The organism is Mycobacterium ahvazicum (assembly GCF_900176255.2).
GTDB classification, from domain to species: Bacteria; Actinomycetota; Actinomycetes; order Mycobacteriales; family Mycobacteriaceae; genus Mycobacterium; species Mycobacterium ahvazicum.
In genome coordinates this window covers 999136-1017414 of record NZ_FXEG02000005.1, presented here as the reverse complement: position 1 = coordinate 1017414, position 18279 = coordinate 999136, and the positions used below count along the sequence as shown (strand labels likewise).

At 67.1% G+C, this 18279-nt stretch carries 9 protein-coding genes, 1 tRNA gene, 1 other RNA gene and 1 pseudogene (1 of these 12 only partly in view); 6 read left to right on the top strand and 6 right to left on the bottom strand.

Features of this window, described 5'->3' with window-relative positions; genetic code table 11:
- Positions 1–49: 49 nt before the first annotated feature.
- On the bottom strand, positions 50–532 hold the full coding sequence (locus tag MAAFP003_RS25920) for a lipoprotein LpqH (RefSeq protein ID WP_096290464.1): 483 nt from the start codon (positions 530–532) through the stop codon (positions 50–52).
- 138 nt (positions 533–670) lie between these two features.
- Between MAAFP003_RS25920 and MAAFP003_RS25915 the strand changes: the two genes are divergently transcribed.
- On the top strand, positions 671–1057 hold the full coding sequence (locus MAAFP003_RS25915) for a hypothetical protein (RefSeq protein ID WP_096290463.1): 387 nt from the start codon (positions 671–673) through the stop codon (positions 1055–1057).
- Positions 1058–1085: 28 nt separating this feature from the next.
- Positions 1086–1841 (top strand): enoyl-CoA hydratase/isomerase family protein, encoded by a 756-nt coding sequence (locus MAAFP003_RS25910; protein ID WP_096290462.1) that lies wholly within the window; start codon positions 1086–1088, stop codon positions 1839–1841.
- Here the strand turns inward: MAAFP003_RS25910 and lucA are convergent, their stop codons facing one another.
- Entirely contained in the window at positions 1842–2678 is an 837-nt protein-coding gene (gene lucA / locus MAAFP003_RS25905) for a lipid uptake coordinator LucA (RefSeq protein WP_096290461.1), read from the bottom strand.
- A 101-nt stretch (positions 2679–2779) separates the two neighbouring features.
- Positions 2780–2865, bottom strand: a tRNA-Ser gene (locus MAAFP003_RS25900).
- 79 nt (positions 2866–2944) lie between these two features.
- Between MAAFP003_RS25900 and ffs the strand changes: the two genes are divergently transcribed.
- The 3 genes from ffs (at position 2945) to MAAFP003_RS25885 (ending at position 6447) form a co-directional block, all read left to right on the top strand.
- An RNA gene (gene ffs, locus MAAFP003_RS25895) (signal recognition particle sRNA small type) lies at positions 2945–3039 on the top strand.
- 82 nt (positions 3040–3121) lie between these two features.
- Positions 3122–4417, top strand: coding sequence for an aspartate aminotransferase type Ic (locus MAAFP003_RS25890; protein ID WP_096290460.1), 1296 nt, complete (start codon positions 3122–3124; stop codon positions 4415–4417).
- Positions 4418–4530: 113 nt separating this feature from the next.
- Positions 4531–6447 carry a DNA polymerase III subunits gamma/tau gene (locus tag MAAFP003_RS25885; protein WP_096290459.1) on the top strand — a complete coding sequence of 639 codons (1917 nt, stop codon included), beginning with the start codon at positions 4531–4533 and terminating at the stop codon, positions 6445–6447.
- A 5-nt stretch (positions 6448–6452) separates the two neighbouring features.
- Here the strand turns inward: MAAFP003_RS25885 and MAAFP003_RS25880 are convergent, their stop codons facing one another.
- Entirely contained in the window at positions 6453–7763 is a 1311-nt protein-coding gene (locus MAAFP003_RS25880) for a class I SAM-dependent methyltransferase (protein WP_207768614.1), read from the bottom strand.
- Complete coding sequence (locus MAAFP003_RS25875) at positions 7760–9094, bottom strand: FAD-binding oxidoreductase (protein ID WP_243394204.1); 1335 nt, start codon at positions 9092–9094, stop codon at positions 7760–7762. Before MAAFP003_RS25875 ends, MAAFP003_RS25880 begins: the two co-directional genes overlap by 4 nt.
- Before the next feature lie 129 nt (positions 9095–9223).
- Between MAAFP003_RS25875 and MAAFP003_RS25870 the strand changes: the two genes are divergently transcribed.
- Positions 9224–9661, top strand: coding sequence for an SRPBCC family protein (locus MAAFP003_RS25870; protein ID WP_096291426.1), 438 nt, complete (start codon positions 9224–9226; stop codon positions 9659–9661).
- Positions 9662–9664: 3 nt separating this feature from the next.
- Here MAAFP003_RS25870 and MAAFP003_RS25865 read toward each other — a convergent pair.
- Positions 9665–18279, bottom strand: a pseudogene (locus MAAFP003_RS25865) (non-ribosomal peptide synthase/polyketide synthase) (its annotated part continues 22516 nt past the right edge of the window); the annotation flags it as partial.

Here is an 18279-nt window from a genome sequence, read left to right as displayed (position 1 = left end):
TGCGGCGGACGTGTGAGTGAGGCACGTCCGCCGCCCGGAGTGGAACCGATTAACCGCACGTCACCTTGATGCTGAAGTCCTTGGTGATCATTCCGGCCATCGGGTTTTTCAGGTCGGCGCCCTGCGCCTGCCCGGTGATGGTGTAGGTCTTGCCGTCGACCGCCACGTTGGCCGACCCGACCTTCGCGCCCATGTTGTTGGCGACCGACAGGGCGTTGCCGTCCACCACCAACGCCAACGATTCGACCTTCGGGGTCGCTTCGTCGGTCATCACGACGGCCAGCGCCTGCTGTGCACCGCCGGTGGAACCGCTACCGATGTCGATCTTGCCGCCCTGCCTCACGCAGGTCACCGACGCCGGGTTGACGCCCGCCAGGTCGGCCCCGCCGACCTTGACCTGGGCACCGCTCCCGGAGGCGACGCTGGCGGCTGTGCTCGACGCCGGGCTGGCCGAGTGGCCGCCGCTCGAGCAGCCCACGACGGTCGCGGCCACGCCGAGCGTTCCGATTGCGCCCACGAGAAGACGTTTCACTTGTCGTTCCTTCCTTCATGCGTCGCCCCGTTGGCGTCGTCATGACGTAAGTACAGAACTCCGGCGTTGCTACCGATCCCAATTTTCAGGTGCAGCCGGTAGGCTCCGTCGGCGGGGAGCCACGAAGGGAGAGATCCGATGGCCAGCGTGAAGTGGCTGGAAACGCCTGAGGCGCATGACTTTCCGGCAGCATCTGATTACCTGGACCTACTCGCCGACCCGCCGACGGTCAAGAAGCTCGCCAAACGGCTGCAGAGCGGATCGGTGACCCACAAGAAGGCCAAGGACATCCTGCGGGCCGCGCGGCTGAGCCTGCTACCCGTCGACAACCCGCACGTCGCCGCCGATCTCACCAAGATCGAGAAAGGCATTGCGCTGTCGCCGATCCTGCTGGTGCGCGGTGACATCGTGACCGGCGTTCCGCTGCAGATCGCCGACGGCTATCACCGCGTCTGCGCGAGCTATCACTCCGATGAGAACACCGACATTCCGGTGATCCTGGCCAGGTTGACCCACCAGCAGTAGCGCTTCCGGCGAGTGCTTGAGTGTCCTTGTGATAGAGATCCAGACTTTGAAAACGGGGCCGGCTTCGGTGCGGGTGTTGACCCTGTCGTCGGGGCGCGTCAACGCCCTCGATGTGGAAGTGCTCGAGGAGCTGACCCGAACCTTTCGTGAACTGCAGGAGTCGGGCAACGGTCCGCTGGTCGTCACCGGCTCGGGCCGGGTGTTTTCCGCGGGGGTCGATCTCAACCGGGTGGTCGAGGGTGGCCGTGACTACACCGATCGGCTGGTTCCGGCGCTGTCCGACACCTTCGACGCGCTGTTCAACTTTCCGTGGCCGACCGTGGCCGCCATCAACGGCGCCGCGATCGCGGGCGGGTGTGTGCTGGCGTGTGCCTGCGATCGCCGGCTGATCGGACCCGAAGCGGGTATCGGTGCGGCCGAGGTTCGCGTCGGCGTCTCCTTCCCGGTCGCCGCGCTGGAAGTGATGCGTTATGCCTGCGGGGATCGCGCCGAGGAAGTGTTGCTCGGCGCCGGCACCTACAAGGGGGCCGAGGCGATCACCCGGGGTCTGGCTCATCGCGTGGTCACCGACGATCTGGTCGAGGCGGCGGTCGCCGAGGCCGCGGAGCTTGGCGAGCTGCCGGTCGAGGCGTACAGCGATACCAAGACGCAGCTGCGCGCCCCGGCCGTGGCGCGGATTCGGCACGGAGCTGCGACCGACGCCGGCGTGCGCGAGCTGTGGGGTTCAGACGAGACGCAGCAGCGCCTGGCCGCCTACGTGGAAAGTCTTAAGCGCCGCGACTGATCACTCGTCGAGCGCGACGCCGCCGCGGGTGCGCCTGCGCCGCATGCGGTGCGAGCCCTTGCCCTCCGGGCGACGGTTACGCAGCCCGGAGCGAGGTTCGTCGGTGTCGTCGCCGGACTCGTCGGACGGCTCCGCGGCGTCGTCGGTCAGCGGCTTCTCGGCTTTGACGGCGTCGACAGCCTTCGCGGTGGGCTCGACGGATTCTGCTGCGGGCTCGTCGGCTGGTCCCGGTTCGGCTTCTTCGGCGGTGACGGTCTCGGCCTCTGCGACGTCGGCGGCCTCGGTGTCCTCGGCTTCGTCGGTTTCCGCCTCGTCGGCGTCGGTGGCGGCCTCGGCGTCCGCCTCGTCGCCCTTCTTACGGCGCAGACGACGCTTCTTGGGCTTCTTCGCCTTGATCGGCTTCGGCGGAGGCGGCGGCAGCTCGGCGACAAACGACAGATAGAACGCGAAAAATCCGAGCAGGGCGATCGCCGCGGCCGCGCCGTAGATCCCGAACAGATACTGTCCGGCGGCATCCAGGCTGAGCCAGATCTCGCTGATCGCGGTGCCGATGATCAGCACCCCGGCCAGCACATGCCCCACGATCGACCAGACCCGCAGCGTCAGGGCCATTTGCGGGACGCCCAGCTCCGGCTTGCGGGTGCGCAGCTGGGTGAACACCACGGGCAGCGCGGCCAGGGCGATCAGCGCGCCCGCGCCGATGCGGCCCGCCATCCCCAGTCCGCGCGAGGTGTCGCCCATCAGCTCGGACCAGCGGGGCAACACGCAGAGGAAATAGAGGACGCCGGCACCGATCGAAAACACCAAGTGCCACGGTATGGCGACCTTGCGCCCCATACGCCTCCCTCATACTGGTGAGCCCACGTCAGCCTAAAGGCAGCCAAACAGATTCCAAACAACCGTTTGGCCGCGTCTGCCAACCGAGTGGACCCGATTTGCGGAGGATGCGGGATTTGAACCCGCGAGGGCTGTTAACCCAACCCGCGTTCCAGGCGAGCGCCATAGGCCACTAGGCGAATCCTCCGTGGCAATGGTAGCGGCTGGGTCAACGTGGAATGTCGGTCGGCCGTCATCGGCTGCCCCGAGCCAGGTATTACACTCGCCATGGACCCCGCGCGGCGTCTATCCTGTGAACTCCCCCAGGGCCGGAAGGCAGCAAGGGTCAATGGGCTCTGTCGGGTGCGCGGGGTCCCCTATGTGCGGGGCCGGGCAACCAGCGCTTACGCCGCGAGCCGGCCCGTCACCCTCCGGCGTTCGACAGTGAAGGGGCCTCCAAAAACATGGCGGCGTTCGATTCCCTCAGTCCCGACGAGCTCACCGCGTTGCACTCCCGCAACCAGCAGGACTACGCGGAATTGCAGGCCAAGAAGCTGCACTTGGATCTGACCCGTGGGAAACCCGCCCCCGAGCAGCTCGATCTGTCCAACCAGCTGCTGAGCCTGCCCGGCGACGACTTCCGCGATGCCGAGGGGACCGACACGCGCAACTACGGCGGCCTGCACGGCCTGCCCGGACTGCGGTCCATCTTCGGCGAGTTGCTGGGCATCCCGGTGCCCAACCTGATCGCCGGGAACAATTCCAGCCTGGAGCTGATGCACGACCTCGTCGCCTTCTCGATGCTCTATGGAGGCGTGGACTCGCAGCGTCCCTGGAGGGACGAGCCGGGCATCAAGTTTCTGTGCCCGGCGCCGGGCTACGACCGGCACTTCGCCATCACCGAGACCATGGGCATCGAGATGATCCTGGTCCCGATGCGCGACGACGGCCCGGACGTCGACATGATCGAGGAGCTGGTGGCCGTCGACCCGGCGATCAAGGGGATGTGGACGGTGCCGGTGTTCGGCAACCCAACCGGCGTGACGTATTCCTGGGAGACCGTTCTTCGGCTGGTGCAGATGCGAACGGCGGCGCCCGACTTCCGGATCTTCTGGGACAACGCGTACGCGGTGCACACCCTGACGCACGACTTTCTGAGCCAGATCGACATCCTCGGGCTGGCCGCCGCGGCCGGCAACCCGAACCGGCCGTACGTCTTCGCGTCCACCTCGAAGATCACCTTCGCCGGCGCGGGCGTCAGCTTCCTGGGCGGATCGTTGGGGAACATCGCCTGGTATCTGCAGTACGCGGGGAAGAAGTCGATCGGCCCGGACAAGATCAACCAGCTGCGGCACCTGCGCTTCTTCGGCGACGCCGACGGGGTCCGCCTGCAGATGCAGCGCCACCGGCAGATCCTGGCGCCGAAGTTCGACCTGACGCTCGAGATCCTCGAGCAGCGGCTCGGCGACTCCAAGATCGCGTCCTGGACCGAGCCCAAGGGCGGCTACTTCATCAGCCTCGACGTGTGGCCCGGGACCGCGCGCCGGACCGTTGCGCTGGCCAAGGACGCCGGTATCGCCGTCACCGAGGCGGGTGCGACGTTCCCCTACCGCAAGGATCCGGAGGACAAGAACATCCGTATCGCGCCCACCTTCCCGTCACTGCCGGACCTGCGCGACGCTGTCGACGGGCTGGCGACCTGCGCGCTGCTGGCGGCGTCCGAGGCCCGGCTGGGCGCACCGGCGCCGAGTGTCAACTGAACTGACGCCCTGAGTGTGCGCTGAGGGCGGCGTCCACGCACACTCGACGCCGCTAATGCACACTCGACGCCCGGCCCCGGCCGTAGTCACCGCGCGCCGGTAGCCTGCTGACCGTGGCTCTCTACCGCAAGTACCGACCGGCAACCTTCGCCGAAGTGGTGGGGCAGGAGCATGTCACCGAGCCGTTGTCGATCGCACTGGAAGCCGGCCGGATCAACCACGCGTACCTGTTCTCCGGGCCCCGGGGCTGCGGAAAGACGTCGTCCGCCCGCATTCTGGCCCGGTCGCTGAACTGTGCGCAGGGGCCGACGGCCACCCCGTGCGGGGTGTGTGACTCGTGTCAGGCGCTGGCGCCCAATGCGCCCGGCAGCATCGACGTGGTGGAACTCGACGCGGCCAGCCACGGCGGCGTGGACGACACCCGCGAACTGCGCGACCGCGCCTTCTACGCGCCGGCGCAGTCGCGCTACCGGGTGTTCATCGTCGACGAGGCGCACATGGTGACCACCGCAGGGTTCAACGCGCTGCTCAAGATCGTTGAGGAACCGCCCGAGCACCTCATCTTCATCTTCGCCACCACCGAACCGGAGAAGGTGCTGCCGACGATCCGGTCGCGCACCCATCACTACCCGTTCCGGTTGTTGCCGCCCAAGACCATGCGCTCGCTGATCGGGCGGATCTGCGAACAAGAAGGTGTCGCCGTCGACGACGCGGTGTACCCGCTGGTGATCCGGGCCGGCGGTGGTTCGCCCCGCGACACGCTGTCGGTGCTCGATCAGCTGGTGGCCGGCGCCGACGACAACCACGTCACCTACCCGCGGGCACTGGGCCTGCTGGGCGCCACCGACGTCGCACTGATCGACGACGCCGTCGACGCGCTGGCCGCCGGGGACGCCGCCGCGCTGTTCGGCGCGGTCGAATCGGTGATCGACGCCGGCCACGACCCGCGCCGCTTTGCCACCGACCTATTGGAGCGGTTCCGCGATCTCATTCTGCTGCAAGCGGTTCCGGATGCGATCAGCCGCGGCGTGGTGGACGCTCCGGAAGACGTGCTGGACCGCATGCGCGATCAAGCGGCCCGAATCGGTGCCGGGACGCTGACCCGCTACGCCGAAGTGGTGCAGGCGGGCCTGGGGGAGATGCGCGGTGCGACCGCACCGCGGCTGCTGCTCGAAGTGGTCTGCGCCCGTTTACTGCTGCCGTCGGCCAGCGACGCCGAATCGGCTCTGCTGCAACGCGTCGAGCGCATCGAGACCCGGCTGGCCATGTCCATCCCCGCCTCGGAAGCGGCGCCGGTCGCCGCACCCGCGGCCACACCACCGCCGGCCGCTACCCCGGCCGAGCCCGTTGCCCGCCCCGCCGCGCGCCCGCTGGTCGCGGCAACGCCGGTCGAGCCCTCCGAACCCGAGCGCGAGCCGACCCCCGAACCGGTGGTGGCGCCGCCGCCCGATCCGGTGCCGAACCCGGAACACACTTCGGTCACCGTATCCGAAACATCCTCTGCCCCAGGCGAACTCAATGCCGCAGCGGTGCGCACGATGTGGCCGACGGTGCGGGACAAGGTGCGCGAGCGCAGCCGGACCACCGAGGTGATGCTGGCGGGCGCCACCGTACGCGCCGTGGAGGGCGACACCCTGGTGCTCACTCACGAGTCGGCGCCGTTGGCCAAGCGGCTCTCCGAACAGCGCAACGCCGACGTCATCGCAGAGGCACTCAAGGACGCGCTGGGCGTGAACTGGCGGGTCCGCTGCGAGGCCGGCTCCCCCGCGGCGGCACCGTCCGCGCCGCCACCGCCCGTCAACGCGGTCGCGCCGCCACCCCCTCGTCGCAGAGTCGTGCCGCCACCCGTCGAGGACGAGACCCCCGTAAAAGATGCTGCCGCAGCGGAATCCGCTCAACGTGACGAAGAAGAACACATGCTCGCCGAAGCCGGTCGCAGCGACCCGTCGGCACCGCGCCGCGACCCGGAAGAGGCCGCGCTCGAACTGCTACAGAACGAGCTGGGGGCACGCCGGATCGACGGGTCTTAGCCTCGTTAGGGTCGCCACCACGGGCGCAGCGGCAGATCGTCGGCGCCGCGCCGCTCCACGTTGGCGGCCAGCACGTGATGGAGCTGAAGGTTGTTCTCGTCGAACGCAACTCGTGATGCCGCCATGTACAGGCCCCACACCTTGGCGACGGGAAGACCCACCTCCTCCACCGCCTCGTCCCAGTGCTCGACGAGGTTGCGGCACCAGTCGCGCAACGTCATCGCGTAGTGGTGGCGGAAGTTCTCGGTGTGCAACACCTCGAAACCCGAGTCCTGAATGTCGATCATGATGCGTCCCGAACCGGTGAGCTCCCCGTCGGGGAAGACGTAGCGGTCGGTGAAACCGCCGGCAAAGGTGTGCTGCTCGTTGTCGTGACGGGTGATGCAGTGGTTGAGCAGCAGCCCGCCGGTGCGCAGCTTCGACTTGAGGAAACTGAAATACGTGGGGTAGTTCTTCACCCCGACGTGCTCGGTCAGCCCGATCGACGAGACGGCGTCAAAGCCCGACTCCCGCACGTCGCGGTAGTCGGAGTGGCGCACCTCGGCCAGGTCGGCGAGGCCCTCGTTCTCGATCGCCCGTTGGGCCCACTTCGCCTGTTCGGCCGACAGCGTGGCGCCGATGGCCCGGACGCCGTGGCGAGCGGCGTAGCGCACCATGCCGCCCCAGCCGCATCCCACGTCCAGCAGTCGGTCGCCCGGTTGCAGCTTGAGCTTGTCGAAGATCAACCGGTACTTGTTGTCTTGCGCCTCTTCCAGAGTCGCGTCGGCGTCCGGATACACCGCGCAGGTGTAGGTCATCGACGGCCCCAGTACCCATTCGTAGAACGTGTTGGACACGTCGTAGTGGTGATGGATGGCTCCCGCGTCGCGGGACTTGCTGTGCAGCAAGCCTTCTGCGAACCGGCGCCACCGCGGCGGGGTTTCCAGCGCCGGCGGGGCAATCGGCAGCAGGTGCTCGATACCGATCGAGCGGACCACCTGAGCCAGGGTCCACGCCGACGGCCGCTTGAAATCCACGCGGTCGGCCAGCATTCGGAGCAGCTCGTAGGGATCGCCCGGATGCACGCCGATGGGCTGCAGGTCTCCCGAGATGTAGGCGCGGGCGATGCCGAGCTCGCCGGGCGCCGTCGCCAGGTAGGTCGTGCCGCGCGGCGAGCAAAGGTCCAGTCCCAGCTTGGCGTCTGCGCTTCCGGCTGTGCTGCCGTCGTAGGCGGTGAACTTGAGTGGGTGCCCACCGCTCGCGGTGAAGATGGCCAGCACCTCGGCCATATTCAGTTTGCCCGTAATGGAGTGGTCGGGCTCTTTGGTTGTCGTCATCGCCGTTGCACCGCCTTTGCATAGAGATCGAGCAGACGAGAGTCGGGATCGTAGGACTTCTTGACCGTCTTGTACGCCTCGCCGCCGTACAGCTGGTCGAATTCCTCACGGCTGTAGAAGGAGTCGGAGTACAACGACTTGTGCCCGTCGAGCTCACTGACCTTCGCCTCGATCGCCCGGTTGGTGACTCCCGCACCGTCACCGGCGGGCACCGAAGACCAGAACCCGATGTTGACGTAGCTGACCTCGGCCGGTATCGGATACAGCGGCCAGCCCTCGTGATCGCGAAGTCGCAACGGGCACAACCAGATCGGTGTGATCGGCACCTTGTCCAGAAACCACTCCAGAAATTCGCAGGCACGCCCGATCGGTACCTCGACGTCCTGGACCACCCGTTCCCGGGCCGGACGCCCATGGCGGGCCTCGATCCGGTCGGGGACACCGAACCGGCGATCCATCGCCACGAGCTTGGAGTAGATGCTGCTGCGCCGGTAGCGGCGCGGCCACCAGCGGCGCAGCCGCGGGTTCTGCACGCCGAATGCGCGTGAGCACCAAAACCAGTCGGTGTCCCAGCGCCAGAAATAGTCGTGCATCGTCAGCCGGTCGTCTTTGCTGTCCGCCGGGCCTGCGGCGTCGTACTGCATCGACTGGTAGTAGATGTTTTTGCCGGTGTAGTCGCTGACCGGCCCAGGGGTGGTAGTGCGCCGGCCCACGCACAGATAGCTCTCGTCGGGACCGAAGACCACCCCGTCCAGATAGTCGACCGGGATTCCACCCTGCCCGCCGGTGTCGATGATGCGTTCGGCGGCCGCAATCAGTTCGGGCAACGAGTGAAATCGGATGTGCCGCAAGGCCACAAACGGCGCGATCGGTTCTAGCTCGATCCGCAGCCGCGTCGAATAGCCGAGTGTCCCATAGGAATTGGGAAAAGCCCGGAACAGATCGCAGTGCTGATCGCGCGAAGCGGTGAGTAATTCGCCGGCGCCGGTGAGGATATCCATTTCCAGCACCGATTCGTGTGGCAAACCGTTACGGAAGGACGCCGATTCGATGCCCAGGCCAGTGACCGCGCCGCCGAGCGTGATGGTCTTGAGCTGCGGAACGACCAGCGGCGACAGGCCGTAGGGAAGGGTCGCGGCCACCAAATCCTGATAGGTGCACATGCCGGCCACATCGGCGGTGCGGGTATCGGGATCGACACTCAGGACGCCGGTCAGTCCCGAGGTATCCAGGCCGCGGGCATCGCGTTTCGTGCGGGCGCGGAACAGGTTTGACGTGGGCTTGGCGAGCCGAACCGCGGACGTTACGGGGATGGAGCGATAACTCGCCATCAACCGATCGACGCCCGACGTGTGAGCCGAGAGTGCAGATCCAGAGCCTGGCACCACATATACCCTAGTCTTCGACCACATCCCGTGCACCCGCTCACGAGCGGCATCACAACAGAGGAGTCGCGCCTGATGGCACAGGTCAGCGCAGCCAGCACCATCTTGATCAACGTCGAGCCCGGGGCCACGCTCGCCGCGGTGGCGGACTACCAGACCGTGCGCCCGAAGATTCTGTCCCCGCACTACAGCGAATACCAAGTGCTGCAGGGCGGTCAGGGCCAGGGCACCGTTGTGAAGTGGAAGCTTCAGGCCACCAAATCCCGGAGTCGCGACGTGCAGGCGACCGTCGATGTGGCTGGTCACAGCGTCATCGAGAAGGACGCGAACTCGTCGATGATCACCACCTGGACGGTGGCTCCGGCGGGCCCCGGATCTAGCGTGACCGTCAAAACCAGCTGGAAGGGCGCCGGCGGCGTCAAGGGCTTTTTCGAAAAGACGTTTGCCCCGTTGGGACTGAGGAAGATTCAGGGTGAGGTACTGGCCAATCTGAAGAAGGAGCTCGAAGGCTAGGCCTCAGCGCTGCGTCACCCTGGTGTGCAGATATAGCCCGAGTTGTTCGCCGTAGGTGCTCAGCGCATCGGCGGTCAGCATCTCGAGATGCGTGCTGTCGACCGAGTAGATCGCGATCTCTCCGGCGACGTACGGACGCCAAAGCCGCTGCTGGGACCGGGCCGCTCGCCCGGTTCGGAGGCCCCGCCACCGTGACCTTCCCCGCCTGTCGTCGGTTCTGCCCCGGGCGGCGGAGAAGATGACCATGTCACCGTCGAACACGCCGGGTACGTGGTCCAGCAGGTGTCGCTGGTTGGCCTGGACGCTGTGCACCATGAACTCCAGCAGCTGCTGGGGCGGCAGCGGGATCCCCGCTCCGTGCTGATGCACCAATTCTTCGGCTTGCCGGTATCCCAGCGGTCCGGACTGCGCGGGAATGTCGATCCGATTGGTCCGCAAGATGTGTTCCAGGATGTGGCTTTCATCCAGCGCCTGATTCTGTGCAATGGCCCGGTTGGCGTTGAGTCTCGCGACGAACTTGTTGGCGCTGAACACCGGGTCGATCAGCACCAGGCTCTCGACGACGCGGCCGCGCCGCTGCAGTTCGATCGCGAGTTCGTGGGCGACGACGCCGCCGAACGACCAGCCGAGCAGCTTGTAGGGCCCGTCGGGATAGCGGGCTTGGATCCGGTCTGCGTAGTTGGCCGCGAGACCGCGAATCGAAGCCGGCTCGGCCTCGCCGTCGTGCGAGATCTGGTTGATCCCGATGATCGGGCAATCCACGTACTCGCCCAGCGCGCGATACGCCCAGCTCAGTCCGAGGCCGTCGTGAATGCAGCACAGCGGTGCGCCGGAGCCCTCCTGGAAGACCTCGACTCCGACCACCTCCGCGGCGCTGTCCTGGGCGCCGAGCTGCTCACTGAGGTTTCGCACCGACGGGGCGTAGAACATGGTGCGCACCGGGAGGTGGACATCGAGAGCGGCGTTGATCGCGGCGATCACGCGCATCGCGGATAGCGAATCGCCGCCGAGATCGAAGAACGAGTCGTCGACGCCGACCCGCTCGATCCCCAGGACCTGGGCGTAGATCCCCGCGATGACCTGCTCGGTCTCGGTGTGCGGGGCCTGGAATGGCGTGGCGGCGAACACCGGCGCCGGAAGCGCCTTGCTGTCGATCTTGCCCGACGAGGTCAACGGGAACTCGTCGATCACCACGATCTGCGCCGGCACCATGTACTCGGGTAACCGCGCGCTCAGCCGCTGGCGCACCGCGCTGATCTCCATGTTGGTGTTGGGGTTGTTGGCGTGCGTGCCGCGCTGGTGGGTCTCGGCGCGGGGCAGGTAGAGGTCGGTCAGCGGAACACCGGCGGAGACGAGGAAGACGGCGTCAAGGCTGCCCGGCTCGGTGCCCCAGGTGACCGCGACCTGGTAGCCGGCGTTTTCGCCGAGGCGGTGCAGTTGTTCGGGAGTGACGCTGTCGGGGCCCGGCGGGGGCGGGGTGAGCGCATCGGCCAACGGCAGCCCGTCGGCGAGGGCGCGTTCGATGCGCACGTCGTCGGCCAGTCCGGCCCGCGGGATCCCGGTGACGCGCACCGCGGCGGGACGTTGCGAGGCCAGGCGGGTGTGCAGGCCGAGCAGGCCCGCGCATTCGCTCCACGTCCAGCTGGGCGCCGACGCCACGGAACGTACGGGCCCCGGGGTCTTGCGGATGACGACGTCGTAGCGGTACCGGTTGAGCTCGTTGTCGGCAACCCCGCGCTTGACCTGGATGTCGAGTCCGGCAGCGGACGGGTGGTCGGCGGCCCAGGTGGTGAAAAACTCTGGGGCCAAGAGTAATTCAGGTTCGCTGACGACGGCGCGGTGGACCCGCTGGCGGATCTCGGCGACGTCGGCGGTGGTGGTGCGGGCCAGCGCGACCCCGGTTTGGAAGGCGTCCTGCAGGGCGTGGTTACGGATGTCGCCGAGGAACAGTGCGCCGCCCGGCGCGAGCAGCTCCATGGCGTTGCCGATCACGTCGGCCAGGTATGCCGCGTTCGGGAAGTACTGGACGACCGAGTTGACGATGATCGTGTCGAAGTCGCCGGCACGCAATCCCTCGGTGACGTGGGCGGGCCGGGCCAGCAGCTGGACCCGATCGCGCCACGGGATCTGCAGCCGCTGTAGCGAACGGGTGAGGTTCTCGACGGCCACCGCCGACATATCGGTCGCGACGTAGCGCTCACAGTGCGGGGCGATCTGTGACAGCAGCAGCCCGGAACCGGCGCCGATCTCCAGTACCCGGCTGGGCCGCAGGCTCATGATCCGGTGCACCGTGGCCGCACGCCACTCGTACATCTCCTCTAACGGAATCGGCTCGCCGGTGTAGCTGCTGTTCCAACCCCGGAAATCCATGCCGAATTGCGGCACCGCGTCGTGGCCGTCGTACAGGTCGTCGTACACGTCCTGCCACTGGCCGACGATTTCGGCATCGTGGTCGGCGGTGCTGGTACGCCGCAGGGTGAGGTAAGCGACGAGATGCTCGCCGGCGTTGCCGTGGTGCACCATCGTGACGGCCTGGGTGACCTGCGGGCAGTCCAGCAACGCATTTTCGATCTCGCCGAGTTCGATGCGATAGCCGCGGATCTTGACCTGCTCGTCGGCGCGCCCGACATACCGCAACTGCCCCTCGGCGCTCCAGGACACCAGGTCGCCGGTGCGATACATCCGTGTCCCCGGCTCCCCGAAGGGGCACGCCAGGAACCGTGACGCCGTCAAGTCGGGCCGGCGCACGTATCCGTCGGCCAGCCCGGCACCGGCCACGTACAACTCCCCGACCACACCGGCCGGAACCCGGCGTAACCAATTGTCCAGCACGAAAAACGCCAGATGTGCCAGCGGACCGCCGATGGGGCTGACCGGGCTGTCCACATCGCCGTCGACGAGCTCCCGGAACGAGGCGTGCACCGTCGTCTCGGTGATGCCGTACATGTTGATCAGTCGTGGCGAGCGCGGATGCCTCTGCAACCACGTCCGAAGACGTTGTGGCTCAAGGGCTTCACCGCCGAACACCACGGTCTGAAGCTCCAGCTGTTCGGCGAGCTCGGCCGACAGCCTATCGGCGGTTTGCAGCGCATAGAACGCCGTCGGGGTTCGGCTCAGCACGCCGACGCGTTCGGCGACCAGCAGCGCGTGGAAGTCCTCGGGCGAACGGGCCACCGATTCGGGCACCACCACCAGGCGCCCGCCATAGAGCAGCGCACCCCAGATCTCCCACACCGAGAAGTCGAACGCCAGCGAATGGCATTGTGTCCAAGCCTGTTTCATCTCCAGCTCGCTTTCTAGCGAGTGCAGTAGGCGGGTCACGTTGCGGTGCGCGACGGCGACACCCTTCGGAGTGCCGGTGGTGCCCGACGTGTAGATGATGTAGGCGGTGTCATCGGGGGCAGGCATTGGCAGAGCGGTGCTCGGGTAACCGGAGATGCGGGGATCGTCGACCGAAATGACCGCCAGGTCGTGCCCGTCCAGACGGCCGGACAGCGCGGCGGTGGTGATCGCGGCGACCGGCTTGGCGTCGGCGACCATGAATCCGATGCGGGCGTCGGGGTGGGCCGGATCGATCGCCAGGTAGGCCGCCCCGGTTTTCAGCACCGCCAGGATCGCGATGATCGCCTCGGCCGAACGGGTAAACAGCAGTGCCACGGTCTGTCCCGGGGCGGCTCCGTGCGCGGTCAGCAGATGCGCCAACCGGTTCGCGTCCTCCTCGAGTTCCCGGTAGGTCATCGACAGTCCGGCGAAGGTGACGGCGAGCGCACCGGGAGTGCGTGCGACTTGCTCGGCCCAGCGCAGCGGGATCGACGCGACGTCGGAACTGCGCCCGCTCAGCACTGCCCGGTTGCCCCAACGGTCCAGGCGCTCATATTCTTCGGGTTCAAGGAGATCCGCCGACGACAGCCGTTGAGTTGGGTCGGTGGTGATGGCCACCAACACCCGTTGCAGGCGCTCGATCAGCGCACTGATGGTGGCCGCGTCGAACACGTCGGTGCGATATTCGACCGTCCCGCCGATCCCGGCCGGGTCACCGGCGTCGTCCCAGTGCTCGGCGAGGTGGAACACCAAATCCATTCGGGCGGTTTGGGTGTCCATCGGCAACTGAGCGACCTGCAGATCATCGAGGGTCAATCCGGTGGCGGAGTCGACCCGGGGTCCCGGGGCGCTCTGCCAGGCCAGCATCACCTGGATCAGCGGGTGATGGGTCAGGGAACGGGTGGGATTGATGCGCTCGACGAGCACCTCGAAGGGGACGTCTTGGTGCTCGTAGGCGGAAAGGCTGCGTCGGCGGACCTGCGCCAGCAGCTCGGCATAGGTGGGGTCACCGGCCACCTCGACGCGCAACACCAGGGTGTTGACGAAGAAGCCGACAAGTTCGTCGAGCGCGGGGTCACGCCGCCCGGCGATCGGGAAGCCCACCGCCACATCGCAACTGGCGCTGACCGCCGAGAGCAGTACCGCCAGGGCGGCCTGGATCACCATGAAGCTGGTCGCGTTGTGCTCGCGGGCGGTCTCGCGGATGCGCTGTTGCAGCTCGGCCGGCCACTGCAACGCCACGTGGGAGCCGCGGTAATCGGCGACCAGCGGGTAAGGCCGATCGGTGGGCAGCTGCAAGCGCTCGGGCATTCCGGCCAGCGCGTGTTCCCAGTAGGCCAGCTGCGCGGCGATCGGGCTGCCGGCGTCGGCCAGATCACCGAATTGTTTGCGCTGCCACAGCGTGTAGTCGACGTACTGCACCGACAGCGGCGCTTGTTGCGGGTTCCGGTGCTGTCGTCGAGCCCGGTAGGCTTCGCCGATGTCTCTGACCATCGGCGCCAGCGACCATCCGTCAAAAGCAATGTGGTGCACCACAATCCCGATGTAGTATTCCTCGGCTGTGACCGAGTAGATCTGGGCACGAATCGGGATCTCGGCCGACAAATCGAACCGGTAGTTCGCCAATGCCACCATTTCGGAGACCATGTGGTGGCGCGCCAGCGGTACCACCGCGTCGCGGCCGCGCCGCCACATTCCCGCCGCGGCCGGTAGCACCTCCTGGTAGGGGACGCCGTCGATCTCGACGAAAATGGTGCGCAGTGATTCGTGCCGCGCGATCACGTCGTCGAGGGCCGCGTCCAGTGCCTCGATGTCCAGTGACCCGCTGATCCGGAACGCGGTCGGCATGTTGTAGGTCGCGACCCCGCCCTCGAACTGATACAGGAACCACAACCGGGATTGCGCGAACGACAGCGGAATCAGGGCCGGCCGCTGACCTGCGACCAGCGGCTGACGCCGCCCGGTTCGGTCGGTGCCGATGCGGGGTGCCAACCGCGCGATGGTGGGTGCGTCGAACAAGGTGTGCACTTCGAGGCCGGCGTCGAGAGCGGAGTTGATCGCGGTGATCAGGCGCATCGCCGAGAGCGAGTCGCCGCCGAGGTCGAAGAAGGAGTCGTCGGTGCCGACGTGCTCGAGCCCCAGGACTTGGGCGTAGATGCCGGTCAGGATTTCCTCGACGGCATTGGTCGGGGCGCGGTAGTTGCTACGGTCGTGGTAGTCCGGCGCCGGTAAGGCGCGGACATCGAGCTTGCCGTTTGTGGTCAGCGGCAATGCCTCGAGTGCCACGATGGCAGCCGGGATCATGTAGGCAGGAAGCCTGTCCGCCAACGCATTTCGCAGCACGGCGGGGTCGGCCGTTCCGGTGATATACCCGACCACACGGGTGGTGGCGGGCGCGTCCTCGCGGGTGATGACCGCGGCTTGTTCGACGCCGTCCAAATTGGCCAGCGCGGTTCGGATTTCACCCAGCTCGATACGGTAGCCGCGGATCTTGACCTGCTCGTCGGCGCGCCCGACGTAGTCCAGCTGCCCGTCGGGATGCCAACGGACCAGGTCTCCGGTGCGATACATTCGTGCACCGCGCTCGCCGAAGGGGCAGGGCACAAATCGTGATGCCGTCAATGCCGGTCGGTGCAGGTATCCGCATGCCACGCCGTCGCCGGCGACATACAACTCACCGACCACGCCGATGGGGACCGGGCGCAGCCAGTCGTCAAGCACGAACAGCGCCGCGGTCGAAACCGGTCCGCCGATGGGCGCCGTCCCCGACCCCGCCGTCAGGGGCGCACTCATCGAGGCGTAGACGGTGACTTCGGTGGGGCCGTAGGCGTTGATCACCACGCGGCCGTCCGCCCATTGGTCCACGACGTCGGCGGGGCAAGCCTCGCCGCCCAGCAACACCGCCATCGAGCCCAATCGGTCTGGCGTCAATGTCGCTGCGGCTGAGGGGGTTTGGGTGAGAACCGTGACCCGTTCATTGACGAGTAGATCGTGGAAGTCCTCGGGTGAGGCGGCTACCGACTCCGGCACCACGACGAGGCGTCCGCCGCCGAGCAGGGCGGCCCAGATCTCCCACACCGAGAAGTCGAAGCCGTAGGAGTGACACTGCGTCCACACCTGTGCCAGCGGCAGGTGTGTGGGCGTCGAGCTGACCAGGTGGGCCAGGTTGCGATGAGTGACCGCAACACCTTTGGGAACACCGGTGGTGCCGGAGGTGTAGATCAGGTACGCGATATTGTCGGGCGACGGTGCCGCCGGCGGGGTGGCGGGCTGGGTGTGCACGACGGGGTCGTTGACGTCGACGATCGATACGTCGTAGCCGTCGAGTCGCGGGCGCAGATCGTCGGTGGTGAGCGCCGCGATCGGGGTGGCGTCGGCGAGCATGAACCCGATCCGTGCGTCGGGCAGCGCCGGGTCGATCGCCAGATAGGCCGCTCCGGTCTTGAGCACCGCGAGCATCGCGACAATGGCTTCAGGTGAGCGCGTAAACAGCAGTGCCACAAACTGTCCCGGGCCGGCACCGTGGCCGGCCACCAGGTGCGCAAGCCGGTTGGCCGCCGCATCCAGCTCGCGATAGCTGTGCGAGCGTCCCCGGAAGCTCACCGCCACCGCATCCGGGTCGCGTTGTACGTGCTCGGCGAATAACTCGGGGATCGACACCGGCGTGGCCGCGCGCCGGGCCAACATCGCCCGGTTGCCGACCTCATCCATCAGGGCCTGCTCGTCGGAGTCCAACAGCTGAACCGACGACAACCTGCGGGTGGGTGCGGTGGTCATGGCCAGGAGTACGTCGTGCAGCTGCGGGATGAGGGTGTCGATGCTGTCCGCCGCGAAGATGTCGGTGTTGTATTCGACGCGCAGCCCGAGTTCCTTGCCGGGCATGGCTTGCAGCGTCAGGGGGTAGTGGTTGTATTCGCGCGCGGTCATCTCGGTGATGGCCAGCCCGTCGACACCGGCGAGGCTGGCGGCGTCGACAGGGTAGTTCTCGAACACGAACAACGTGTCGAAGAGTTGGTCGTGACCCGTCACGCGGTGGATCTCGGACAGCGCCAGGTGCTGGTGCTCGAGGGTGTCGTTGTTGGCGCGATGCAGTTGGTTGAGCAGGTCGGCGGTGGTGGTCAGTGGCGTGCAGTTGGCCCGCACCGGGACCGTGTTGATCAGCAGGCCCACCATCGAATCCGCGCCGGGGAGCTCGGTGGGACGGCCGGAGACCGCGGTGCCGAAGGCGACGTCGTGCTGACCGGTCAGCCACATCAGCAGCTGTGCCCAGCCGACCTGCAACACCGTATTGAGCGTGGTGTGATGTGCGCGAGCCAGGTCACTCAGCGACTGGGTCATCTGTTCGCCGACCCGAGATGTCCGTACCCCTCTGCGCCCCAGCCCGATTCGCGCTGGTGGACCCACCAGGGTGGGAATCTCGAACCCCGCGAACGCCGCTCGCCAGGCCGCTTGCGCGGCACCGATGTCTCGTTCGGCCAGCCAACTGACGAACCGGCGGTAGGGCGTGGGTGCGGGGAGTCGATGCCCGAAATAGCCGGCGAAGATCTCCTGGGCCAGGATCGGTAACGACCAGCCATCCAGCACGATGTGGTGGTTGGTGAGCAAAAGTCGATGGCGATCCTTGGCGGTGTGGATCAATGCGACCCGGAATGCCGGTGGCTCAGTGAGATTGCAGACCGCGCTACGTTCGGCGGCGGACACTTGCCCGACGGACTGCGCATCATCGCCGAGTTCGATGTATTGCCACGCCGGCACCGGATCGGCCGGGATGACCTGGACCGGTTCGTCGAATTCACGGCAGAAGCGGGCGGCCAGGTTGGGGTGGCGGCCGACCACGGTGTGTACTGCCCGGCGCAACCGGTCAGGGTCCAGCGGGCCGGTGATGGTGATGCCGAGTTGCATGGCGTAGACATCGTCGGTGTTGCCGTGGATTGTGTTGGCGTGGAACAGCAGTCCCTGCTGCAGCGGGGTGAGCGGCAGGATATCGGCGGTGGGGTCCTGCCGGCACAACTCGTCGATCTGCTGCTGATTCAGTTGCGCCGGGACGATATCGGACGGGGTCAGTCCGCCGCCACCGCGCTGGACGTGAGCGCAGATTCCCGCCAGGGCGTCGAACCACAGCTGGCTGAGCCGGCTGATCTGCGCCTCACCGATCGCCGAGGGCGCCCAGGTCCAGTTCGCGTGCAGCGCAGGTCCGGCGTCGGTGTCCAGCGTGCTCGCGTTGAGTTCGACGGTGTGCCCCAACGGCATTGGAATCGCAGCCGATGCCGCGGCCATCGAGAGCCCGTCTTGGCTGA